Origin of the sequence: Pedobacter cryoconitis (genome assembly GCF_014200595.1) — a bacterium.
Taxonomy (GTDB): Bacteria; Bacteroidota; Bacteroidia; order Sphingobacteriales; family Sphingobacteriaceae; genus Pedobacter; species Pedobacter cryoconitis_C.
Map to the genome: position 1 here is coordinate 2307791 of NZ_JACHCG010000001.1, position 22618 is coordinate 2330408.

Sequence of the window (22618 nt, forward strand, 5' to 3'; positions counted from 1 at the left end):
TTCTGAAATCATGAAAACATTTAATTTCTTACCCATATTCGCCACTATCTTATTAACCTCTTGTGAAAAGAAACTAACTATCGACTTAGCCTCAGATGCAGACCGCCCGGTGCTAAATGTACTGATGAATGAAAATGCCCCGCTAAAAGCACGCTTTACCTTATCCGGCCGGTTAGCGGATGGGGAATCGTTTAAAGACCCTGCAAATGCGGAAACCAGATTATATGAAAATGATGTTTTTAAAGAGTCATTGAAGCCTCAGACCATAGATGGCAAAAAATATTATGTAAGCACTATTGGTGTACTTAAGGATAAAAAGTATAGCATCACAGCTACTGCGCCCGGTTTTAACCTGGTAGAAGGCAGTGATATTATTCCGGATATCAATACTATAGAAATTAATAATCAGGCTGTTATCGAATCAAATAGCGATCAGTATAAATTTAAGTTCAATTTTCTGCTGAAGAATACCAGCAAAGAAAAGCAATATTACCGCTTCAGAATCTTATATGAAGAAAACAACTCCGGCAAAACGATCAAAAAGGCACCGTTTTATATCCGCCCGGTAAATACTTCCGATATTTTCGGAAGCGGAAACTCCAGCAAAAAAGAGTGGTTTGTAGAAAAAGCGCAACCAGCTGGTGAGACTATCTTTTATGCTTTCAGTACAGATGATAATCCAGCATCAAAGAAGAGATATATTGAGGTTACCCTGTTTACTGAAACCAGTTATAAATATTTAAAGAGTGTAGCTAAAGCAGAGGATAGTAGAAATAGCCCTTTTGCGGAAAAAGTAATTATCCACAGCAATATACAAAATGGCCTGGGCATAGTTGGAGGTTTATCTGCTAAAGAATTCCCTATACCGAACCCTTAAAACCAGGTTAGCCAACCGGTAAACGGAAAAAGAAAGTGGAGCCATAACCAGGCTCGCTTTCTATCCAGAAATTCCCCTGATGCCTTCTTAAAATTTCCGAAGAAATGAAAAGGCCAAGACCAAGTCCTTCAAACCGCATAGCATTATCTCCGACCCTATAATATCTTTCAAATAACCTCTTCCTATCTTTTTCAGCTATACCAATACCAAAATCCTGGACAGATACAATTAAATCATTCCCTTCAAGCGTTGACTTTACAATTATCTTTAGACCATCAGGAGAATATTTCACTGCATTGGTCAAAAAATTATGAACCACCTGTTCCAATCTGTACCGGTCTCCCAGGCAACTGATTTCCACTGCATTTTCCAAAATTATTGTATGATCCGGAGCAGTCAGCTGAACATTTTCTATAGTTTCGATCAGCATTTTTCTGAAGTCGAAAGGTTCAAGCTCATAGTTAATTTTCCCGGCATTGATCTTGGTCACATCCAGCAGATCTTTAATTAACCTTTCTAACCGGGCTATATTCTGAGCAGACTTCAGGATAAAACCATCCAGTGCATGTTCCTGATTTTTACGCTGAATCAGCTGATTAAATGCCTTGATGCTGGTCAGCGGTGTTTTAAGTTCATGACTTGCAATAGATATAAATTCATCTTTACGCTGCTCATTGCTTTTTTGCAGCTCAATATTGGTATTCGTTCCTATCCAAAGTAATAATTTACCATTTTCAATCAGTGGGATGGCTCTGGACAGGAACCACCTGTAATTCCCATCCTGGAACAATAACCGAAACTCAGTTACATACTCACATCCTGTTTCCAAAGCATTGCTCCACTTTTCAAGAGACTCCGCTAAATCATCAGGATGTACAAATTTCTGCCAGCCATGTCCTATAACTGTTGCGACATCAAAACCAAAATCATCGCACACTACCTGGTTTACATAATCCAGCAAACCTGCCGAATCAGCTGTCCACACCTGCTGTGGCAATGCATTCAGTAAAAACCTGATCCTGGATTCATTTTCTGCCAGTTCAAGATTGGAGAATGATAATTCTTCATTAATAGCCGTCAGCCTTTCTGCTAATTGTTGTTCCCGCTGGAGTCCCATGATATTGTCGGTTACATCTTCGGCCATCACCAGAATACTATCTGTCACTCCATCACTATTTTTCAGTGGTGTATAGGAAAAGTCCATGTAGACACTTTTTAAACGTCCGCCTACAACGAGTTGTACAACTGCACCTCTGTTACTAAACGCGATCCCTGAAGTATAAACCTGTTGTAATAATTTAGGAAATACCTGGTCCGTTAATTCTGGCATAAATTCCAGTAAAGGCAATCCTTGAATAGAGTCATTTCTATCCCATAAATTTAACATCTTCTCATTGACGATTTCCAGTACCATTGTTTCACCAGACAAGATGCAAAGGCCTATGGGAATATGACTAACGATATTTAACAGTTCAGGATGTTGTTGAATACCTGTATACTTTTGTTTTTTTTGAAGTTTAAGAGTCAGGATAATATATGGAGGCTGTCCATTTTCATTCTCTATGGGAATAATTTCCAGTTCCCAGCGGGTTTTGCCATGCCCGGTTGCGGCAAACTGATAGTCGAAATCATAAAGAAATAAGGTCTGCTTCAGTTCAACTGATTGAATCAGCGCATTTTCGAGTAAAACCAAATTGTCACTGCTACAATTTCCAGCATTAAATAAGTCCCAGATACTTTTACCAGCAATACTGAAAGTCTCATTTAAACTTGCACTTCTGAAAGCTTCATTATCATAAATAATTTTAAAATCCCGGCCATGAACACTTAAGAGTATACGCGGTGAAGAAATATTGAACAAAGCTTGAAAAAGGGCATCAGTAAGCATGGCTATCCATAAAGTAAGTCAGATTTTAAAGACAGTAAATATATTAAACCTGCATAACTTATTTTTATCTAAAAAATTACTAACAACATTAGTAAACAATAGAAATAAACGATTCTTTTCATATTTTCGTTAAATCTACTATAACTAACTACTCAATGAAAATCATGATTTTTGGAGCATCAGGCTCTGGTACAACCACTTTAGCTCATCGGCTCTCTATTGAGCTGGGCTTTAGCCACCTTGATACTGATGACTATTACTGGCTTAAAAGTGAAATACCTTTTGAGCTCAAACGCGATTCGCAAGAGCGCGATAACTTATTTACCAGCGATTTTAAGAAAAATGAAAACATTGTTGTTTCTGGCTCAATATTAAATTGGAACGAGAAATTTTTCAATTATTTCGACCTCGTTGTATTTCTATGGATCCCCCCTGCTGTAAGAATAACCCGCTTAATTAAAAGAGAAACGGAAAGATTTGGAGACTTGCTGAAAACAGATGAATACCTGAAAAAAAAGTATGATGAATTTATTGAATTGGCATCAGGCTATGATCAGCCAGGTTTTCAAGGCAGGAGTTTCGAACGACATACCAATTGGCTCAATAAATTACAAGTTCCGGTCCTCAGATTAGAGAGTGATATTACAATTGAAGAACGGCTGCGGCTGGTCAGGGAAAAAATTGAGCACCTGTCTATCCATCAGGAATTGACTTTTACAGAGAAAAATGAAATCAACAGGACACTCTATGACTTGTTGTTATCTGCCGATCCTTCTATAGAAGTTATCAATTCATATACACACAATAATGAGATTTTTGTTGCCTTATACCGGACAAAAATCATAGGTGCTTTTGTATTGCTGCCTTTAAATAAAAGCACTATTGAAATCAAGAATATTGCTGTTAAAACTCAGTATCAGGGTATTGGTCTGGGTAAACGCCTGCTGGAGAAAGCTGCTGTTGCTTCTTTAGCCAAGGGGTTTAAGACACTGAGGATTGCAACTGGTAATTCAAGTATTGGTCAGCTGGCCTTGTATCAAAAAGGAGGTTTTGAACTCGTGGGTATGAATCACAATTTCTTTATTGATCACTACCCTCACCCTATTATTGAAAATGGGATCCGGTGTAAACACCTGTTAATTTTGGAAAGGAGTATATAGCTACTGCGTTTTTTTCAGGTAAAGAATTACAATAAAATATAAACAGATCAGTCCGAGTATAAATCCACCTAATACATCTGTCACCCAATGGGCCCCCAGGTATATCCGTGAAAAAGGTATCGTTACGATCAGGAATGCTGACAGCAAAGCTACTATTATCCTTAAAACCAGGTTAATCTGTTTAAGATTCCACATCAGGAACAGGAGAAAGCCAAAAAATATGGTGTAAAATAAGGTATGTCCACTTGGAAAGCTTTGCTGTTTAGCAACTTCTACTATTCTGACCAGGTTTACAGTAGGCCTTGGCCGGTTAACCAGTATTTTGATCACCGTACTGATCAGTCCTGAAATAAAAGTGAGTATCACAAAAAGTGCTTCTCTTCGGAATTTGAAGACATAAAAGACTATTGCTACTGCTAAGCCCATAAACATCGGAACAGGAAAGGCGCCAAACCAGCTAATCAACTCCATCATCTTATCCAGTTCAGGACCCTGAGTGGACTGTACTGCCGCAGAAACTTTTAAATCAATAGCCGATGGTGGAAACAATGCTACAAGGAAGGATAAAAACAAAAACCCCGAACACAGGATTATTAAAAGCCAGATCAAAAATCTTTTTCTACTTACAGTTGTGGTATCTATCAATTTATACAAGATTACAGGAAATACCAAAAATACAAATCATAATGGGAACCAATGACCAGTCCGGATATCAAAAATTGGCAATATTTTGATATTAATTTAAATTATATAATATTTTATCCAATTAATTTAAGTTAATGAGTTTTGAGAAACATTATCGCTATATTGTTACAATTATGGTCCTTACATCTACCCTGGGCCATATACCCTACCTATGGAAAAAGAAAAATTAACACCTGTCTGGTACCCTGATCAGCTAACCGTCAAATTACGAGAAGATGCTGCATCTTTTAGTTTTGAGGTTAAAAACTATAGCCGTTTTCCTAAGCGGATGCAGGTCGGTTTCCAAAAAAATATTGCTTCTTTTTTGGGAATCTCTCTCCAAAAGCTCAGTAGCTTTCGCAGTAAAAAATGAGCAATAAAAAAGGCAGAAACGTTTCTATAACGTCCTGCCTTTTTTATTGAGAAGCTTGTAATTAACCTGCCAAAGGCACATTCGCAACCAGGTCTTCTTTTAAATCAGCAACAAAGTGATCAATCTGTTCCTTACTTACGCCAGGCATACAGATTACATGGCTGTTACCATCTTCAGTTGCAATCTGCCATTTCTGTCTCAATGCGATAGAAGGAGCAGGAAATACAACCGTTAATGCCGAAGGATTAGTCCATGCTTTAACGCCGATGGCATTCATAGTTTTAACCGTATAAGCTGCGATTTCCAGACATTCCAGCGCACGCTGCTTCAACCCTTCTTTGCCTAATTTCTTAATCGCATACCACATAAAGATGGGACTGTGACCATTACGGCTGCCAGTAATTGTAGTATCCACTGTGCCTATATAAGGAATTGCTTTCCCGATTCTGTCTTTATAGTTCTTTTTAACCAGTACCAACCCGCAAGGAATAGGCGAGCCAATAAATTTGTGTCCGCTAATCGCCATACTATCTGTACCATTTGCAAAATCAAACCCCGGTTTAAGATCTAATAGTGCACTGTAAGTACCTGCTAAAGCTGCATCACAATGGATGTAATGATTTTTTATCGCCTGTTTGCGTAAAATTTGCTGGATCTGCTTTAAGTCATCTTTCGCTTCCATCATCGTTGTACCAATATTGGCCAGGATAATTACAGGCTGATCACGGTGCATTTGTACCATTGCATTTAAATCCTCATAATCCATTTCCCCGTTTTCCTGTGTTCTGATCACAATACTACGCAGATTCAATAACTGGATATTCTTTTGTACACTGTAATGAGTTGCTTCCGAATAATAAACGATTCCATTCGGATATAATTCTCTCGCTACATATAAACCATATAAGTTTCCTTCCGATCCACCGTTGGTTACATATCCCCACCAGTTCTTTGCAGGTGCATTAAACAGTTCTGCGAAAAATTCTAAAACTTCCAGTTCCAGCGAACGCGAATTCAGGTCATAAGTAGACTCTACCCATGGATCACCCACATTATTTAAAGGCAGTTTAAGCAACGGGTATAACTCTGAATAATCAAAGTCTTGCGCAATAGGATACCCAATAAAATATTTTGAGCGTTCCTCTGCCATTTTCATATAAGTACTCAGACGATCATTATCCTGAGTGTTCAATTGTGTTTTCATTTGGGGCCTGCGTATATGGTATTTAATTCTTCAAAATTATACACCTGCCATATTATTTTCTTTGATTAAATGATATTCAATAAAAAATACTGTTTAGAATTACATTCACAGTAAAAAATATCATATTTGCACCTTGCTGAATCCCATTTCAGTAAAATACAATGATTGATAAATTAGATAAGCTGGATACCCGTATTTTAAATATCCTTCAAAAAGACTCCTCATTAAGCACTAAAGATATAGCGCAGCAGATTGGGCTTAGTGTTTCTCCCACCCATGAACGGATTAAAAGATTAAAAACAGAAGGATATATTGAGAAATATGTGGCACTGGTAAACCGGGAAAGGCTCGGTAAACATTTACTCGTACTCTGTACAGTGACGCTAAAAGAACAGTCGATTGAGACTTTGAAGAATTTCGAAGAATCAGTTGTTTGTTTCAAAGAAGTACTGGAAGTATTATGTATTGCTGGTGGCCAGGATTACCTGTTAAAGATAGTTGTCGATGATGTGGATGACTACCATACTTTTGTTGTGACCCATCTCTCCTCTCTATCAAATATCTCTACGCTGAGCAGCAGTTTTGTCTTAAAAGAAATCAAACGCGAAACAGCTTATTACCTTAATTTCTAAAATTATTTGGAGATTAAATATATACATCGTAATATTGCAATGTAATATGGGACTTACAAAAACAGAAATATTTACAGACGAACAAAATCAGTTGTCACAGTTGCTAAAAGCAATGGCACATCCTGCCCGTATAGCTATTCTGCAAAGGATCTTAAAATCAAACACCTGTATTTGTGGTGATCTGGTTGAAGAACTGGGCCTGGCACAGGCTACAATTTCTCAACATTTGAAAGAGCTTAAAAATGCAGGTATCATACAAGGTACCATTGAAGGTGTTAGTGTATGCTATTGCATCAACCCTACCGTATGGAAACAATTAGAACTACAATTAGGCGCTTTTCTAGGTTCATATAAAGGCGAACCGAACTGCTGCTAACTTTTTTTTAACCCTATCAATCGTTAAATTGCAATATATGAATACAACAAACTTAACCACCTGGAACGACTTCAAGACAACATTACAACAACATCCTGAACTTTCCCTGCAATTTCAATATGCAGCAGATCAGTGGGTAGATGCTTCTTATCATATTACTGAAATTAAGCAGGCTCCTATTGTTTCTGTAGACTGTGGCGGGGTGATGAATTCCTGGACAGAAATTATTGTTCAATTATGGGAACCAGCAGTAAAAGACAGCGAAAGAGCAATGCAGGTTCATAAAGCATTGGCTATCGTAAATCTGGTTGAAAAATCACTCGCACTAAATCCTTTAGGCATAGTTAAAATAGAATTCGGCAACTCAGCCTTTGACACCAGGCAAATGTATCCCGGAAGTATAACTGTTGAAGGGGAAAACCTGGTTGTTAACCTTAGTCCTGATTTTACCCAATGTAAAGCCATTGGCAGAGGTGAAAGCTGCGGAGTGCCTGAAACAGAAAAACCAAAAATTCAATTATTCAACTCAGGTGACTCAGGTCAGTCTTGTACACCAGGCTCAGGTTGCTGCTAAATCAATATCCAGATGAAAAAAGTATTAGTATTATGTACCGGCAATAGTTGCCGTAGTCAATTAGCAGAAGGCTTTCTAAGACAATTCGCAGGTAATCAGGCAGAAATTTACAGCGCGGGAATTGAAACGCATGGTGTAAATCCAAAAGCAATACAGGTGATGAGCGAGGTCGGAATAGATCTATCCGCTCATACCTCAAATCATGTTGATGAGTACAGCAACATCGATTTTGATTATGTGATCACCGTTTGCGATAATGCAAAAGAAAGCTGCCCATACTTTCCATCCCAGGCTGTGAAGCTTCATTATAATTTTCCTGATCCCGCAAAAGCCAAAGGGACTGACCAGGAGATTATGCAGGAATTCAGAAGAGTCCGTGACCTCATTAAAGATTACGCTTCAGTATTTGTTCAAGAACATTTTAATTCTTAAAAATTACCTGATTATGAGTGCTAACCATTGCGCCCCCGTAACGGGCAGAAAGAAACTAAGTTTCTTAGACCGCTATTTAACCCTGTGGATTTTCCTTGCTATGGCTGCGGGGGTTGGAATTGGTTATTTTATTCCCTCTTCCGCTGGTTTTATCAATTCCTTTTCCAGTGGGACAACAAATATACCACTGGCCATTGGGCTGATCCTGATGATGTATCCGCCCTTAGCAAAAGTTAAATACGAAAAAATGGGTGAAGTCTTTAAAGACACTAAAGTCTTAAGTATTTCTCTTATTTTAAATTGGGTTATTGGCCCCTTCCTCATGTTCTTTTTAGCGATTACTTTTTTAAGAGATTATCCGGAATACATGATTGGGTTGATTTTAATCGGTCTGGCCAGATGTATTGCGATGGTTGTGGTGTGGAATGAACTGGCAGATGGGAACAGAGAATATGCAGCGGGCTTGATTGCCTTAAACAGTATTTTCCAGGTATTGCTATACAGTGTTTTCGCTTATATATTTATCACTGTACTTCCCCCATACTTTGGTCTTAAAGGTTTAGAAGTGAACATCACGATTGCTGAGATCTCAAAAAGCGTCGCAATCTACCTCGGCATCCCTTTTGCAATGGGTGTGATCAGCAGATATAGCCTGATCCGCTTTAAAGGAGAAGAATGGTTTCAGACTAAGTTTATCCCGATGATATCGCCGGTTACACTAATTGCGCTGCTGTTTACAATCGTCATCATGTTTAGTCTTAAAGGCAATTTGATTGTTCAGATTCCATTTGATGTTATCCGCATTGCGATACCACTGGTCATTTACTTCACTATTATGTTCACGTTAAGCTTTTTTGCTGGTAAACACTTCGGGGCTGACTATTCAAGAAGCACTGCAATTGCTTTTACTGCTACAGGTAATAATTTTGAACTGGCTATTGCAGTTGCTATAGGAGTATTTGGGATTAATTCAGGTCAGGCTTTTACGGGGGTGATCGGCCCGCTGGTAGAAGTCCCGGCACTGATTGCTCTGGTTAACCTTGCTTTTTGGTTCAGAAAGAAATACTATACCCCTTCTGAACCAATTGAAGCAAAGTCTTAATTAAACTTCTTCATCCAATACTGGTGCATCAGCAATTTTTTCAGTGATCGACGCCGGCAAATAAGGTCTGCCCCCGGATGCCGGAATACAAGTCCCTGTAAAAGTTGCTTTTGTCATTACTTTACCGTTCAGCATAATTGCCTGTTTAAAATGCAAACGCGGCAAACCAGCTTTATCAGTATATAAAGTACAAGTCACCGAAAAATTATCACCCTTTTTAAGCGATCTTAAAAAGCTGATTTTATAACCTGATAATACCATATATATTCCTTTTCCGGCTTCTTCTTCGAAGTCGAATCCAAGGATTTCCCTGATATAATCGTGGCGGCAGTACTCCATATAAAACGGATAGTATAAGCCGTCCATTATTTCCTGAACATCTATGTGTTCATCCTTTACAGTGTAGGTTTTAGTATATTCCATTTGATGTGTTTGTGTGTATAATCGCGGCGGAATTTAGTAATTTTTCTTAAAAAACTACCACTCATCCTGTCAATACGACCAGTCATCGGCTTTGCCCTTGAATCGGCCCAATTACCAGCCATATTCGTTCTATAATTAATACAGAACGCTATGCAAACCTTTAAATTATCGCTCCTCTTCATTTTTTCTTTTACCCTGGCCAAAGCACAGACTAAAATATCCGGCATCCTTAAAACCACGAAAGGAATAGCCGTAGCCAATGCCAATATCAGTTTAAAAAATAGTTACGATGGCGCCTCTACAGACAGTACAGGAAGATTCGCTTTCACTACAACACTATCGGGCCCGGCAGTAATCCTCTTCTCAGCTTTAAACTTTGAGAGAGATTCTGTTCAGGTTAACCTTGATCATGGAAATTTAACTCTTAACCTGAGTATTAAAGAAGCAATGAACCAATTACAGACCGTGAGCATCAGTGCTGGCTCTTTCATTGCCGGCGATGGAAAAAAGGGGGCTATATTAAGTTCACTCGATATTGCCACTATAGCTGGCTCACGTGCAGATATATTTGCAGCGCTGCAAACCTTACCCGGTGCACAAACCTCTTTTTCAGAAAGCGGATTGTTTGTACGGGGAGGATCTGCTTCAGAAACCAAGACCTATTTTGATGGAATGCTGGTTAAAAGCCCGTTTAACGCAACTGTTCCCGATCAGGCATCCAGAGGCCGTTTGTCCGCATTTTTATTCAAAGGAACTTCTTTTTCTGCTGGCGGATATTCTGCCCAATATGGCCAGGCATTATCTTCAGCACTGGTTTTAGAAAGCACAGATCTTCCCGAGAAAACAACCACTGGTATCTCTATATTGTCAGTTGGTGGCGGAGTTGATCAGAATATCAGGTTTAAAAACAGTGCAATTACTGTTGGAGGTTACTATTATAACCTATCTCCGGCATATAGTATCATCAAACAGCATCATGATTACGTCAAAGCACCTGAACAGTTAGGAGGCAACTTTCAGTATAAGCTAAAAACATCCTCAACTGGTATGTTTAAAATTTATGCCTCCTATGGCCGTACTAACCTTGCGTTGTACAAAGCGAACATCGATACACCTGCAATGCCAAATTACTTTAGCAATCGCAACTTTAATATTTATCTTAATTCTACTTACAAAGAATACTTTGGCAATAGCTGGAAACTGGAAACGGGCCTTGCGTATAATAAAGACAAAGATGCAGGTTTGATGACTATTAATGATTACAGCCGTCAAGACCACCTGCTGGAAGGAAAAGCAACAGTAACCAAATCCTTTGGACAACTCTCCAATTTCAAATTCGGTACAGAAACATTCCATACCGGCAGACTGGAAAGTTTAAATGGACTTGCCAGAACATATAATGATCAGATCAGTTCAGGGTTTGCAGAAACAGACCTGTTTTTAACACAGAAAATTGTTGTCCGCCTGGGTCTGAGAGGTGAATATTCTTCTTACCTGCAAAAATACAACCTGGCCCCAAGGTCGTCTTTAAGTTTCAAAACAAGCGCACATGCACAGGTATCATTTGCTTATGGACGTTTTTATCAGAATCCTGAAGATGAGTACCTGATTATCAAACCTACGGATTTTGAACATGCTGACCATTATATTCTTAAATATGAAATCAATACCACAGACCGGAACTTCAGAATCGAAGGATATTACAAAGACTATAACAGGCTGACTAAAATCAGCAATGGTACCCCTGATAATTCAGGCAGTGGTTATGCCAAAGGGTTTGAATTGTTCTGGAGAGATAAAAAAAGTATCAAAAATGCAGATTACTGGTTATCTTATTCTTTCCTGGATACCAAAAGAGATTTCAGGGATTTCCCGATGATGGCTACTCCATCCTTCGCAGCAAAACATACAGTGTCAGTTGTTTATAAACATTTTATCGAATCCTTACACACTCAGTTTGGCGGAACTTATAGCTTCGCATCCGGCAGACCATATGTAAACCCTAATAACCCCGTTTATTTAGCCGACAAAACTCAGAATTTCAATAGCCTTAGCTTAAATGTCAGTTATCTGACCCATGTTTTAAAGCAGTTTTCAGTGCTTTACCTGAATATTAACAATGTACCAGGATTCAACCAGGTTTATGGTTATCAGTACAGCACAAACGGCCTGAACAGACAAGCTATTGTACCGGCAGCAAAAAGGGATTTTTTAATCGGCATTATGATCACTATCGGTGATGACACTTTTGTCAGATAAGCAAACTATTCAAATAAAATATATAAATCTTAAACCATACCTCAAACAAATCATCATGAAAAATCTAATGAAATCAATTACCTTACTCCTTGTCCTGATCAGCTTAAACAGCTTTGCACAAAATGCTGATCCCAAATTCTTACAAGCTACAAAAACAGGTCTTGAAATGATTGCAAATGCCAAAGGAGCTGAGGATTACCTCAAAGCCGAAAATCATTTTGAACGTATTGCTGCGGTAGAAACTAAAGAATGGCTTCCCTCTTATTACGCGGCCTATTGTAATCTTTATGCGGGATATACAACAGCCAATAAAGAATTAAAAGATCAGTATTGGGATAAAGCGCTGCTGGAAATTGACAAAGCCGATGTGTTATCTGCAAATAACAGCGAAATTTATGCCCTGAAGGGTGCGGTTCAATTTATGAAAATGTCTGTTGATCCCAGAACAAGAATGTATCTGATGGGTGAGTCTGCTGAATCACTGGGAAAAGCAGCGGCGCTTAATCCAGAGAATCCACGTATCGATTTAATCAGAGGTCAGGACATCTTTTATACCCCAGAAACCTTCGGTGGTGGAAAAGCAAAAGCTAAACCAATTTTAGAATCAGCGGTAGCAAAATTTACTATATTTAAGCCCGCAAATACAATAAACCCTAACTGGGGAGCAGAAGCTGCCAAAGCATTATTAGCACAGTGTAAATAAGATGAGAATATCAGATAACTGCGATCAGGATCAGCACCAGGAAAAACGTCTGAACAATTTCAGCTCCATCAGCTGGCTGAGGTTAAACCTTTATAATATCCCTGTAGGAATGGGAGTAGGTATTGCACTTTGCTTACTGATCAGCGCATTCAAAGGACAGTGGATTGGTACAAGAGGCCTTATTTACCAGGTTTTGTTTAGTACGGTCATCGCGTTTTGCATCGTCAATACCATTTTCGTTTCTCAAAAGATCATGAAGCTGGGCAGTGGAAAAGGATGGTTGTTCCTGGTTGTTTATTATCTGTCCAGTATCCTGGGGATGCTGATCGCTATAGAAATGATCTACCTGATTAAAGCATGGCTCTTTCATGAGGAATATCATTTCTTACATCTGGAAGATGCCCGGTTCAGTATTGTTGTTGTAGTCATTGTCTGTACGGTTATTAAAGTTTACACTTCGCAAAAAAGCAATATGAATGCGAAGTTAAGAGAGAAAAACATGAATCTGCTGAAGCTGAATCAAATGAAAACCGAGGCAGAGCTGGCCACACTCCAATCTAAAATTAATCCTCATTTTTTATATAATTCTTTGAACGCGATTGCCAGTTTGATACATGAAGACCCTGATAAAGCCGAGCGCATGACTATACAGCTTTCTAAATTATTCAGATATAGTATCAATCAAAATCAGGAAAACCTGGTTACTGTTCAGGAAGAAATGGAGATTGTAAGTACTTACCTGGATATTGAAAGAGTAAGGTTCGGCGACCGGATTGACTTTGTAATTGAAGTTGATGAAGAATTATCAAATGATAAAATCCCCCGGTTTCTGATTCAGCCGCTGGTAGAAAACGCGCTGAAGCATGGACTGAAAAATATAGCTGACCATGCTCTTTTACGTGTTGAAATACAAAAAACAGATAAAATTATTATCGCTGTCATCGATAACGGTGTTCCTTTTCCTGAAGAGCTTGAAACTGGATACGGTCTGCAAAGTACTTATGAAAAATTACAGCTGCTTTATGGCAGTGATTACGAGGTGCAAATCCTGAACCAACCAATTAAACAAATAAAAATTATCATTCCTTTTACACATGGGTAAGCAGTGGAATACCATTATTATAGACGATGAAGAATTGGCAAGAAAAAGGCTTAAAAGGTTGCTTGCTGCCCATGATTGTATTCATATTATTGGAGAAGCAGCGAATGGAGCTGAGGGTTTGCAGCAAATAGAAAAGCTTAATCCGGATCTTATATTTCTTGATATAGAAATGCCGGTTCTGAATGGCTTTGAGCTATTAAGCCGCCTGGCCAAACCACCAAAAGTAATTTTCACGACAGCTTACGATCAATATGCTGTAAAGGCTTTTGAAGAAGAGTCTATCGATTATTTGTTAAAGCCTATCGAGGATGAAAGACTGGCAAAGGCTATTAAAAGATTACAAACACAGCAACAAGGACCTGACTATACTATTCCTCTGGATTTATTAATGCGACAGCTGAAGATAAAAAAGGAAGTTAAAACACTCACTGTTAAAATAGGTGATAGAATTCTGTTAATTAAAATACAGGATCTGGTTTACATAGATGCAGAAGAAAAGTATGTCTTTTTAAATACTGTAGATGGGAAAAGGAGTCTGACTGATTTTACCATCACTGCACTGGCAGAAAAACTACCTGATCAATTTGTCAGAATTAACCGAGGTACAATTATCAATTCTGATTTAATCAAAGAGATAAAAAGAGGTTTTAATGGCGCGTTCTTTTTTATCATGAATGATATTGAAAACACTAAACTCAATTCCAGCAGGAGTTTCGGCCCCGTTTTAAAAGATATTTTTGACCTATAGGAACTATTTTTTCTCTTGTAATAATTACCAGGTATTTGTTTTTTATATCTTAGCAAAAAAATTACCGGGTAAAAATGAATAGAAACTATAATATACAAATCGAAGGAAACGAAGCACTGATCGAAAAATTTATTGAAGCTATTCAACAAGGTACTTGTAAAATCATCGAAGATGATCCTAACCAATATATTATCCCAGGTGGAGAAACGATGCTGAATTACAGCATCGTCGAATACTTCCTGAACAAAGAACCCTTCGTAGCAGCCCGGGCAATTCAATTTTGTGAAAAGATAAGAATGCATCATGAATTAAATATCCCAGGTCACAATATCATTTTAGAAGAGTGGATTGAAGAAAGAATTCATAAAGTATATTATACCAGGGCTTCATCATATACTAATGATTACACGCTTAAGCCTACTGCCGATATTTCCACAGTAAATCCTGAATATCTAAAATTAATGTGTTACGTAGCTATTAATTTAATTAAGTATGGAGCCAGCTATGAATCTGTAACTGCAAACAGATACTTCACTATGGTTAAAGAATTAGGATCAGATGAAGTTGAAGAACTTAAGAAAAATGGTTCAGGAAACCTCTCTAAAAATATTACTGAATATAAAGATCAGCAGGTAAGCTGTATCGCTAATGATGTCTTCGCAACTATTAAAATAAAGATAAAAGAGGAAAACGAAGAAAGCTATCGTACTATCTTTGAGTACCTTTGTAACCTGTTAAAAAGTGACTTCCCTAAAAGCTATAGTATCGAATTCTCTGGCAAAACCAAGAACAACTTGCCTATCAAGGGATTACCTAAATCAGGCGTGCATTATCTTTTTGCCAATGGTGTTCAATATCCCCGTCTTCACCCATTAATTGCGACATATAGTATACTGGCCATGAAAAGATGGGAATGGTATAACAATATGGAAGATGAAAACTGTGCAATGCCTTCTACTTTTGCCGTATTTGCTTTAGGATTGGAAAGTGAGGAATATTTTGATCTGGTGATTAAATACATGCAGACTGTCGATGAAGGACATCAAAGTATACAGGAAAAATTCACACCGGCTTTTGTAGAAAAGTTCGGAATTAACAAAAAGTCATTCCCGGTTTTTATCAGTTGTATCTTATCCATGCAGGAACATAAACCTTTTAAGGTTTTTGCTGAACAGTTCAATAACCCGGAGAACCTGGAACTCTTGTTAGCCTGCAAAAAGAATTTCTTAAGCTTTATCAGTGAAGAAAGTAAAGCTGATTGGAACGAAGAAGATTTCAAAACAATGCCTGATTACATTTGGAACTACGTATTGTATAGCATCTGGGGCCCGGAAGAAAAATATCCAGCCATTATCAAAAAATCACCGGCAGCATTGAAACCTTTCTATCAGGAACTACTAACGGTCCATTCAGAATTTGAAGATTAAAGCGGCAGAATAAACCAGAAAGTGCTGCCCACTCCTACTTCACTGTCTGCACCTATTTTCCCCTCATGTTTAGCAATAATCTCCGCACAAATATAGAGTCCTAAGCCTAACCCAGGTTGCTTGGACTCTTCTACCCTATAATAACGATCAAACAGGTAAGGAGTCTTTTCAGCGGGAATACCAGGCCCTTTATCCGTAACTGATACTCTGACAGTATCCGTTATCTTTTCAATGTTTATATTAATCTCTTTTGAACCCGGAGCATATTTGACTGCATTGGTCAGCATATTAATGATCACCTGTTCTATCCGTTCCTGATCTGCATGAACTGACAAATCCTTGTCCCCGGTAATGATAAGCTGACTTTGATCGTCTCTGAATACATGTACTGCACAGCTCTCAATCAATTCATAAAGATTAAATAGTGTTTTGTTCAGCGGGATTCCACCCTGAGCCAACTGATTTGAATCCAACAAACTATCTATCAATCCACTCACCTTATCTACACTTTTACCCGCCAAACCGATCAGACTTTGCATCTTCTCAGAAGAATTATGTTTCATCCGATCCAATAACTGCATTGAAGCCTTTAAAGAAGCTACGGGAGTTTTCAATTCATGACTGGCTATGCTGATAAAATCATCTTTCTGCTGCTGCAAAATTTTAAGGTCATTAATATCGGTTGCTGTTCCTATCCAGAGTAAAACAACACCTTCATCATCTTTAATAGGCTGCATCCGGATCAGATACCACTTGTACCCTCCGTCTTCATCTTTCAAACGCGTCTCATAATGTCCGCTATCTTCACTGGCCAGAATGGCTTTAAACTTTTCAATGTGATTTTTGAGATCATCAGGATGCATCATTTGCCTTAAAGCCATGCGCTGATTTTCTTCGCCATCCATCCCGGTATAACTATACCACTGCTCATTGTAGAAATTGATTTCACCCTCTACTGTATTCGTCCAGGCAATTTGTGGGATAGCATTTAACAGCAAACGAAAACGTTGTTCATTTTCTTCTACTTCAAGCCTGACTAAAACCATGTCCGTAACTTCGTAGACAAACAATAATATGCCATCTATTTTTCCGGCCGAATCAAAACGTGCCTGGTAGATAAAGTTGAAATAACGTTCCTCCGCATTTCCAGTCTCTTCATTTGCAAGGGGAATAAGCATCTCACTTCCCTGAAAAGTCTCTCCTGTGGCATAAACTTCCTGTAAGATTTCCCACATCAGCTGTCCTTTGATTTCTGGCAAAGCTGCTACAAAAGTTTTCCCAAGAAGATCACGGTTAGGGAATAACTCCTGAAAAGAAGGATTAATCAATTCAAAAACAAATTCAGGGCCATCCAGTACACAAATACCCGCAGGAGCTTGCATTAAAAACCGCTTAAGCCGGTCCCGCTGACTCTCTACTGCTTGTTTTTTATCAGAATGATCATCAAGACTCTCTTTTTCTTCCAGCTCCTGACTCAGTTTATTCAGCTTTTCCTGAGTCTGTGTCAATTCATCATTAATGGCCTCTATCTCCTCAACAGCAGCTTCAAGTTGTTCAGTACCAGCCTCTAATTGCTCACCCGTTGCTGCCAGCTCCTCACCAAGCTGAGTTTGAGCAGCGGGCAAAATCTCAGCATGAATATGATCAGTATGCCATATGGTCAATAAATAATCTACTTCCTGTGCATGATTTAAAACCGGTACAATTTCTATCCGCCAGCTATGCTCAGTGATATCATTTACAGGTGCAAGAGATACAAATTGAAAAGAAGGCAATTGAACAACTTCTTTGCTATTCTTTGATAACATCAGATTATCCATCAGTAAAGTCAATGCTTCAGCCGGTGTTAGAGACTCAAATGCTGCACTGACATTAACACCTATAACGTCCTGATCAAGTGTATTACTTATTATTTTGTGCTGTTTATTATGCGCAATTATGATAAAATCTGTATTGACCACAAACATTGGTAAGGTGGCATAATTAAATACAGACTGAAAAAGCTGTTCATTGGATGGAATCATCAAAATAGGTAGATTTGGATAATCTGTCAAAGATAAGATTCCTTTAACAAACGAAAGATATTGTTTTATTGATTCAAAAAGATAATTATAAAAATTAAACAGCATGAAGGAATTTGATATCATTGTTATTGGTAAAGGATTAGTTGGGTCGGCAGCCGCTAAATACCTTTCTTTCACCAACAAAAGAATTGCCGTTATAGGCCCGGATGAACCATCCGATTATGATAAAGCCACAGTTTTTGCAAGTCATTATGACCAGGCACGTGTACAAAGACTGATCGGAAAAGACAAAGTATGGACACGTTTAAATCTGGATTCCGTTAAACAATACTACACCATACAGGAACAAAGTGGCATACATTTCCACAACCCTGTTGGCTGTCTATATGTAAATCCGGCAGGAAGAGATGAATATTTAAATAAAGCAGCTTATCTGGCCAGTCAATTTAACCTTGATTATACGGCCTATGCCAACGGTAAAGAATTGGCTGCGGATTTTAATGATTATCATTTCCCTGAAAGCGCACAGGGTTTATCAGAGCACTCACCTTCAGGTCTGATCAACCCAAGATTGCTGTTAAAAGCGCAATTAGCAATCTTTGAACAGCATAAAGGAACAAATTTTAAAGATACTATTATAGACATTACGCATCATAAACGCGGATATATAGTGACCTCGCAAGAAGGCCATACCTATCAGGCTCCTAAAATATTACTGGCCGCCGGATCGTTCGTGAATTTCCATAATTTAGCTGCTCAGAAACTGGCGTTACAGGTAAAAAATGAAATTATCCTGTTAGCTAAAGTGACGCCTGAACAAGCATCAGAACTCGCAAAACTTCCATCATTGCTTTATGAAATAGATAACACAATCACCGAAGGAATATATCTTATCCAGCCTGTTCAGTACCCGGATGGACATTATTATATAAAAATGGGTTGTAATCTGCCCGAAGACATTTACTTTGATCGCATTGAGCAGGTACAAGATTGGTTTAGAAAAGGAAACAGCGATCAGTTTATCCATAGATTAAAACAAGCACTATTAAAGATATTACCTCATATTGAACCTCTTGAATACCTGACCAAACGCTGCATCATCAACCGTTCGGTACATGGAAGACCGTATATTGGGGAAACCAACCAGCCTGGATTATATGTAGCAAGTGGTTGTAACGGCTATTCTGCTATGTGTTCTGATGCAATTGGCGGGGTAGCTGCCCATTTAATCAGTCATAGAAAATTGCCTGAACACTATTCGGAGAAAGATTTTGAAATCTTTTATCACCAGGAATGAACCTACAGGAATGCAGCTGGAAAAACCAGCTGCCCTATTTCTTTTTAAAGATTGCTGATACCAGGATAACTATCCCCACTATCAAACTGATAACCAGTCCGCCTATTGCCAAAACCGGTATACCATTAAACTTAGGGGGTTTATCTGCCAGAATCAGAATAGCAGAAGTGATTAATAATCCAGACATAAAAACACTCAAACTAAGATTGGACATCCCGCGGTCTATTGTCTTTTTAATGGCGGGTAAATCCTTCACTTCCTGTACAATTTTTAAATCTCCACTGTTCAGCTTGCTGATAATCGACTGCACATCATCAGGCATAGTTTTCAAAGCTTCGGTCAATGTCCTTAAGAGTTTTAAACCACTTTTCTTCAGTTCTTCGGGACTAAGCCTGCGGAATGCAATCTTTAAAATATAAGGGCGTAAGCTATCCAGAATATTTAAATCTGGTACAAGCGCTCTGCCAATACCTTCAATTAATACAATCCCACGAACTAAAAGGTAAAGATGGTCAGGCATGAGTATCTCATTGTTATTGAGGATGGCCGAAAACTTACTTAACACTTCCTTAATATCCATTTGCTCCAGAGAAACCCCGTCCAGCAAATTAAAAAACTCATGAATATCCCTTTCCAGTTTGCTTTCATCAGCTACATTAAACCGGATCGCCATTTTTTTCATGGTAGCGATTAATCTTCTGGCATCCTGCGCCATAAAATAGGAAACAAAATCTTCCAGCATCACCTTCTCTGTGGGCATCATACTGCCCATAGAGCCAAAATCTATAAAGGAAATCTGACCACTTTTCAGAACCAGCAAATTTCCGGGATGTGGATCTGCATGAAAGAAACCATGTTCCAATACTTGTGTTAAATAAAGATCCAGACCACTGTGGGTAATTTTCTCCGGACTCAATCCCATTGAAACAATAGCTTCCTTATCTGTTATTTTAGCCCCTGCAATAAATTCCATGCACAGGATATTATCATTAGATAACTCAGGATAAGCGCTTGCCAGGTAAATCGCTTCATTTCCTTTAAAGTTTCGGGAAAAGCGTTCAATATTCGCCAGTTCATTCAGAAAGGAAAGTTCCTGAAAAATAGACTTCTCGAATGCTTCCAGTACCTCTACAAGATTAATTTTGCGAAATGCATCACTGTAACTCGTTAAGAACCCGGCGATATCTTTCATGATCAACATATCTGAAGCAACTACTTCACGTATTCCCGGACGTTTTATTTTCAGGATTACTGGCTGACCATTTTTCAATTCTGCTTTGTAAACCTGTGATATTGAAGCAGAAGCAAAAGGCTCTTCCGCAATATGTGTAAAGAACTCTTCAGGATCAATGCCCAGATCTGTTTTGAGCAAACTTCTCACATCTATTGGCCTGGACTCCACTTTATCCTGTAACTTCTGTAATTCCATAATCATTTCCTCAGGCAGCAAATCTTCTCTGCTGCTAAAGGCCTGCCCGAATTTCACATAAGTTGGCCCTAACTCTTCCAGAGCCATTCTTATACGTTCGTAAACAGTCAATGATGAATCATTCGTACTGGATTCACTGCTTGTATTATTCAATAATTCCTCAAATCCGTACTTCGCCAATATTTTAACAAGCGATGCCGTTCTTTTGAGTTTTCTCTTCTGGTTTTCCATCATAGGTTTGCGGCCTTAATTAGCTTCATAACGAAGCCAAAACAATCAACTCCTCTGCTCCTTCTTCTTTACTCAATTTTAACGCCAGAATAAAGACTACCAGTTTAGTAGTTTAATTATATTATTTATACATTTGCCCCCGGAAATCCATTTAACTATACAAGCGTTTATCCTTCAAAAATTACATATGCTGTTCAAAAAACCAATAACACTGCTCATAGAAGAACAAAAAAATAAGGACGGGAATGGGCTTACCCGAACATTGGGCCCTTATAATCTGATCGCATTAGGTATTGGCGCAATTGTCGGGGCCGGGATCTTCTCGCTTACCGGAATCGTCGCTTCTGAAAATGCAGGGCCTGCCGTTATTCTATCTTTCATTCTTGCAGGTGTAGCTTGTGCATTTTGTGCGCTTTGTTATGCAGAATATGCATCTATGATACCCGTTGCTGGTTCTGCTTATACTTACACTTACGCTACATTAGGTGAATTTATGGCCTGGATTATCGGCTGGGATTTAGTTCTTGAATATGCACTGGCCTCTGCCACAGTTGCGGTAAGCTGGTCTAGTTATGCCGTCAAATTATTAGCACAATTACAAATCCATCTGCCACCTGAATTAACCAGCTCTCCATTTGATCCGGTCAAACTAGCTGATGGAACGCTTTTACAAGGAGGAATTATCAACCTACCCGCAGTTTTTATTGTTGTTATCCTTTCATTGGTTTTAGTTAAAGGGACACAAGAATCTGCAACTATAAATAATTTACTGGTAATTTTAAAAATAAGTGTTATCCTTCTTTTCATTGCCTTAGGCTGGTCTTTCATCAATACAGCTAATTACAGCCCGTTTATTCCTGAAAACACAGGAGAATTCGGACATTTCGGCTGGTCTGGAATTGTAAGAGGCGCAGCTGTTGTCTTTTTTGGCTTTATTGGTTTTGATGCAGTCTCTACCGCCGCCCAGGAAGCTAAAAACCCACAAAAAGATATGCCTATTGGTATTATTGGTTCTTTATTGGTAGCGACGGTTCTGTATGTTGCTTTCTCTTATGTGATGACTGGTCTGGCTCCTTATACGGCGTTTAAAGGTGATGCAAGCCCTGCTGCTACCGCTTTTGCGGTCACAGGCTATCATTTTTTGAACAGCGCATTAATCATCGCCATTCTAGCTGGTTATACTTCTGTAATTTTAGTCATGTTACTAGGGCAATCACGTGTTTTCTATAGCATGTCCAAAGATGGACTATTACCCGGATTCTTCAGTAATATTCATCCCCGTTTTAAAACACCATGGAAAAGCAACTTGTTTTTCCTGGTATTCGTAGGACTATTAGCTGGCCTGGTCCCAATTTCAGATTTGGGTCACATGGTCAGCATCGGAACTTTATTTGCTTTCTCATTGGTAGCACTTGGAGTAATCATTTTAAGACGTACAAACCCGGAAATCCCAAGGTCATTTAAAGTACCTTTTGTTCCTCTTGTTCCAATTCTGGGTATCGCTGTATGTGTCTGCTTAATGGCCGGTTTACCTATTGAAAGCTGGGAACGTCTATTTATCTGGATGGCCGCAGGAATAGTTTTTTACTTCCTTTACGGAAAAAAGAACAGCAAACTCAGAAAACAACACCGGGAAAGTAATGGTAACCCGGAATTATAGCTCTTTTGTCTTG

21 protein-coding genes are annotated in these 22618 nt (G+C 38.6%); 15 read left to right on the forward strand and 6 right to left on the reverse strand.

Going from position 1 to position 22618, the window contains the following annotated elements; all coding sequences use genetic code 11:
- Positions 1-10 precede the first annotated feature (10 nt).
- Positions 11-877: a DUF4249 domain-containing protein gene (locus HDE70_RS09635; RefSeq protein ID WP_183889615.1), complete on the forward strand. Its 867-nt coding sequence runs from the start codon at positions 11-13 to the stop codon at positions 875-877.
- A gap of 7 nt (positions 878-884) precedes the next feature.
- Here the strand turns inward: HDE70_RS09635 and HDE70_RS09640 are convergent, their stop codons facing one another.
- Positions 885-2765, reverse strand: a complete 1881-nt coding sequence (locus HDE70_RS09640; protein ID WP_183889617.1) for a sensor histidine kinase — start codon at positions 2763-2765, stop codon at positions 885-887.
- Positions 2766-2920: 155 nt separating this feature from the next.
- Between HDE70_RS09640 and HDE70_RS09645 the strand changes: the two genes are divergently transcribed.
- A complete protein-coding gene (locus HDE70_RS09645; RefSeq protein WP_221270623.1) occupies positions 2921-3925 on the forward strand; it encodes a GNAT family N-acetyltransferase in 1005 nt (334 codons plus the stop codon).
- Here the strand turns inward: HDE70_RS09645 and HDE70_RS09650 are convergent, their stop codons facing one another.
- Positions 3926-4474: a phosphatase PAP2 family protein gene (locus HDE70_RS09650; protein WP_183866999.1), complete on the reverse strand. Its 549-nt coding sequence runs from the start codon at positions 4472-4474 to the stop codon at positions 3926-3928.
- A gap of 307 nt (positions 4475-4781) precedes the next feature.
- Here HDE70_RS09650 and HDE70_RS09655 point away from each other — a divergent pair, with 307 nt between their 5' ends.
- Positions 4782-4982 (forward strand): hypothetical protein, encoded by a 201-nt coding sequence (locus HDE70_RS09655; RefSeq protein ID WP_183889619.1) that lies wholly within the window; start codon positions 4782-4784, stop codon positions 4980-4982.
- A 61-nt stretch (positions 4983-5043) separates the two neighbouring features.
- Here HDE70_RS09655 and HDE70_RS09660 read toward each other — a convergent pair whose 3' ends face one another.
- Positions 5044-6186 (reverse strand): histidine decarboxylase, encoded by a 1143-nt coding sequence (locus tag HDE70_RS09660; protein WP_183866997.1) that lies wholly within the window; start codon positions 6184-6186, stop codon positions 5044-5046.
- 161 nt (positions 6187-6347) lie between these two features.
- Between HDE70_RS09660 and HDE70_RS09665 the strand changes: the two genes are divergently transcribed.
- The 5 genes from HDE70_RS09665 to arsB are packed head-to-tail and all read left to right on the forward strand — an operon-like array spanning position 6348 to position 9302.
- A complete protein-coding gene (locus tag HDE70_RS09665) occupies positions 6348-6818 on the forward strand; it encodes an Lrp/AsnC family transcriptional regulator (protein WP_183866996.1) in 471 nt (156 codons plus the stop codon).
- 46 nt (positions 6819-6864) lie between these two features.
- Positions 6865-7194, forward strand: a complete 330-nt coding sequence (locus tag HDE70_RS09670) for an ArsR/SmtB family transcription factor (protein WP_183866995.1) — start codon at positions 6865-6867, stop codon at positions 7192-7194.
- A gap of 37 nt (positions 7195-7231) precedes the next feature.
- Positions 7232-7768 (forward strand): DUF6428 family protein, encoded by a 537-nt coding sequence (locus HDE70_RS09675; protein WP_183889621.1) that lies wholly within the window; start codon positions 7232-7234, stop codon positions 7766-7768.
- Positions 7769-7780: 12 nt separating this feature from the next.
- On the forward strand, positions 7781-8200 hold the full coding sequence (locus HDE70_RS09680; protein WP_183866993.1) for an arsenate reductase ArsC: 420 nt from the start codon (positions 7781-7783) through the stop codon (positions 8198-8200).
- A gap of 13 nt (positions 8201-8213) precedes the next feature.
- Entirely contained in the window at positions 8214-9302 is a 1089-nt protein-coding gene (arsB, locus tag HDE70_RS09685) for an ACR3 family arsenite efflux transporter (protein WP_183889623.1), read from the forward strand.
- On the opposite strand, the gene HDE70_RS09690 is transcribed toward arsB, so the two are convergent.
- Positions 9303-9725: an acyl-CoA thioesterase gene (locus HDE70_RS09690; protein WP_183889625.1), complete on the reverse strand. Its 423-nt coding sequence runs from the start codon at positions 9723-9725 to the stop codon at positions 9303-9305.
- Between the two features lie 150 nt (positions 9726-9875).
- Here HDE70_RS09690 and HDE70_RS09695 point away from each other — a divergent pair, with 150 nt between their 5' ends.
- The 5 genes from HDE70_RS09695 to HDE70_RS09715 all read left to right on the forward strand — a co-directional run bounded on the left by HDE70_RS09695 (position 9876) and on the right by HDE70_RS09715 (position 15964).
- Complete coding sequence (locus tag HDE70_RS09695; protein ID WP_183889631.1) at positions 9876-11984, forward strand: carboxypeptidase-like regulatory domain-containing protein; 2109 nt, start codon at positions 9876-9878, stop codon at positions 11982-11984.
- Positions 11985-12039: 55 nt separating this feature from the next.
- On the forward strand, positions 12040-12687 hold the full coding sequence (locus HDE70_RS09700; protein WP_183889633.1) for a hypothetical protein: 648 nt from the start codon (positions 12040-12042) through the stop codon (positions 12685-12687).
- A gap of 1 nt (position 12688) precedes the next feature.
- A complete protein-coding gene (locus HDE70_RS09705) occupies positions 12689-13789 on the forward strand; it encodes a sensor histidine kinase (RefSeq protein WP_183866988.1) in 1101 nt (366 codons plus the stop codon).
- Positions 13782-14537 (forward strand): LytR/AlgR family response regulator transcription factor, encoded by a 756-nt coding sequence (locus tag HDE70_RS09710; protein ID WP_183889635.1) that lies wholly within the window; start codon positions 13782-13784, stop codon positions 14535-14537. The genes HDE70_RS09705 and HDE70_RS09710 overlap by 8 nt, the downstream gene beginning before the upstream one ends.
- 74 nt (positions 14538-14611) lie before the next feature.
- The gene (locus HDE70_RS09715) at positions 14612-15964 is read left to right on the forward strand and encodes a DUF6138 family protein (RefSeq protein WP_183889637.1); all 1353 of its coding nucleotides are present in this window, start codon (positions 14612-14614) and stop codon (positions 15962-15964) included.
- Here HDE70_RS09715 and HDE70_RS09720 read toward each other — a convergent pair.
- Positions 15961-17988: an ATP-binding protein gene (locus tag HDE70_RS09720; RefSeq protein ID WP_260160521.1), complete on the reverse strand. Its 2028-nt coding sequence runs from the start codon at positions 17986-17988 to the stop codon at positions 15961-15963. The two genes, HDE70_RS09715 and HDE70_RS09720, sit on opposite strands and share 4 nt — an antisense overlap.
- Positions 17989-18091: 103 nt before the next feature.
- Between HDE70_RS09720 and HDE70_RS09725 the strand changes: the two genes are divergently transcribed.
- A complete protein-coding gene (locus HDE70_RS09725; protein ID WP_183889641.1) occupies positions 18092-19285 on the forward strand; it encodes an NAD(P)/FAD-dependent oxidoreductase in 1194 nt (397 codons plus the stop codon).
- A 34-nt stretch (positions 19286-19319) separates the two neighbouring features.
- On the opposite strand, the gene HDE70_RS09730 is transcribed toward HDE70_RS09725, so the two are convergent.
- Complete coding sequence (locus tag HDE70_RS09730) at positions 19320-20948, reverse strand: ABC1 kinase family protein (protein WP_183889643.1); 1629 nt, start codon at positions 20946-20948, stop codon at positions 19320-19322.
- Between the two features lie 184 nt (positions 20949-21132).
- On the opposite strand from HDE70_RS09730, the gene HDE70_RS09735 reads away from it, so the two are divergent.
- Entirely contained in the window at positions 21133-22605 is a 1473-nt protein-coding gene (locus tag HDE70_RS09735; protein WP_183889645.1) for an amino acid permease, read from the forward strand.
- The last annotated feature ends 13 nt before the right edge of the window (positions 22606-22618 follow it).

What these genes read in the sequence shown, in the direction of transcription:
- HDE70_RS09645 (WP_221270623.1), top strand. Translation starts at nt 2,921, where the DNA reads ATGAAAATCATGATTTTTGGAGCATCAGGCTCTGGTACAACCACTTTA.
- HDE70_RS09660 (WP_183866997.1), bottom strand. Translation starts at nt 6,186, where the DNA reads ATGAAAACACAATTGAACACTCAGGATAATGATCGTCTGAGTACTTAT.
- HDE70_RS09670 (WP_183866995.1), top strand. Translation starts at nt 6,865, where the DNA reads ATGGGACTTACAAAAACAGAAATATTTACAGACGAACAAAATCAGTTG.
- HDE70_RS09675 (WP_183889621.1), top strand. Translation starts at nt 7,232, where the DNA reads ATGAATACAACAAACTTAACCACCTGGAACGACTTCAAGACAACATTA.
- HDE70_RS09735 (WP_183889645.1), top strand. Translation starts at nt 21,133, where the DNA reads ATGCTGTTCAAAAAACCAATAACACTGCTCATAGAAGAACAAAAAAAT.
- HDE70_RS09710 (WP_183889635.1), top strand. Translation starts at nt 13,782, where the DNA reads ATGGGTAAGCAGTGGAATACCATTATTATAGACGATGAAGAATTGGCA.
- HDE70_RS09695 (WP_183889631.1), top strand. Translation starts at nt 9,876, where the DNA reads ATGCAAACCTTTAAATTATCGCTCCTCTTCATTTTTTCTTTTACCCTG.
- arsB (WP_183889623.1), top strand. Translation starts at nt 8,214, where the DNA reads ATGAGTGCTAACCATTGCGCCCCCGTAACGGGCAGAAAGAAACTAAGT.
- HDE70_RS09730 (WP_183889643.1), bottom strand. Translation starts at nt 20,948, where the DNA reads ATGATGGAAAACCAGAAGAGAAAACTCAAAAGAACGGCATCGCTTGTT.
- HDE70_RS09690 (WP_183889625.1), bottom strand. Translation starts at nt 9,725, where the DNA reads ATGGAATATACTAAAACCTACACTGTAAAGGATGAACACATAGATGTT.
- HDE70_RS09635 (WP_183889615.1), top strand. Translation starts at nt 11, where the DNA reads ATGAAAACATTTAATTTCTTACCCATATTCGCCACTATCTTATTAACC.
- HDE70_RS09640 (WP_183889617.1), bottom strand. Translation starts at nt 2,765, where the DNA reads ATGCTTACTGATGCCCTTTTTCAAGCTTTGTTCAATATTTCTTCACCG.
- HDE70_RS09655 (WP_183889619.1), top strand. Translation starts at nt 4,782, where the DNA reads ATGGAAAAAGAAAAATTAACACCTGTCTGGTACCCTGATCAGCTAACC.
- HDE70_RS09680 (WP_183866993.1), top strand. Translation starts at nt 7,781, where the DNA reads ATGAAAAAAGTATTAGTATTATGTACCGGCAATAGTTGCCGTAGTCAA.
- HDE70_RS09665 (WP_183866996.1), top strand. Translation starts at nt 6,348, where the DNA reads ATGATTGATAAATTAGATAAGCTGGATACCCGTATTTTAAATATCCTT.
- HDE70_RS09705 (WP_183866988.1), top strand. Translation starts at nt 12,689, where the DNA reads ATGAGAATATCAGATAACTGCGATCAGGATCAGCACCAGGAAAAACGT.
- HDE70_RS09725 (WP_183889641.1), top strand. Translation starts at nt 18,092, where the DNA reads ATGAAGGAATTTGATATCATTGTTATTGGTAAAGGATTAGTTGGGTCG.
- HDE70_RS09700 (WP_183889633.1), top strand. Translation starts at nt 12,040, where the DNA reads ATGAAAAATCTAATGAAATCAATTACCTTACTCCTTGTCCTGATCAGC.
- HDE70_RS09715 (WP_183889637.1), top strand. Translation starts at nt 14,612, where the DNA reads ATGAATAGAAACTATAATATACAAATCGAAGGAAACGAAGCACTGATC.
- HDE70_RS09720 (WP_260160521.1), bottom strand. Translation starts at nt 17,988, where the DNA reads ATGATTCCATCCAATGAACAGCTTTTTCAGTCTGTATTTAATTATGCC.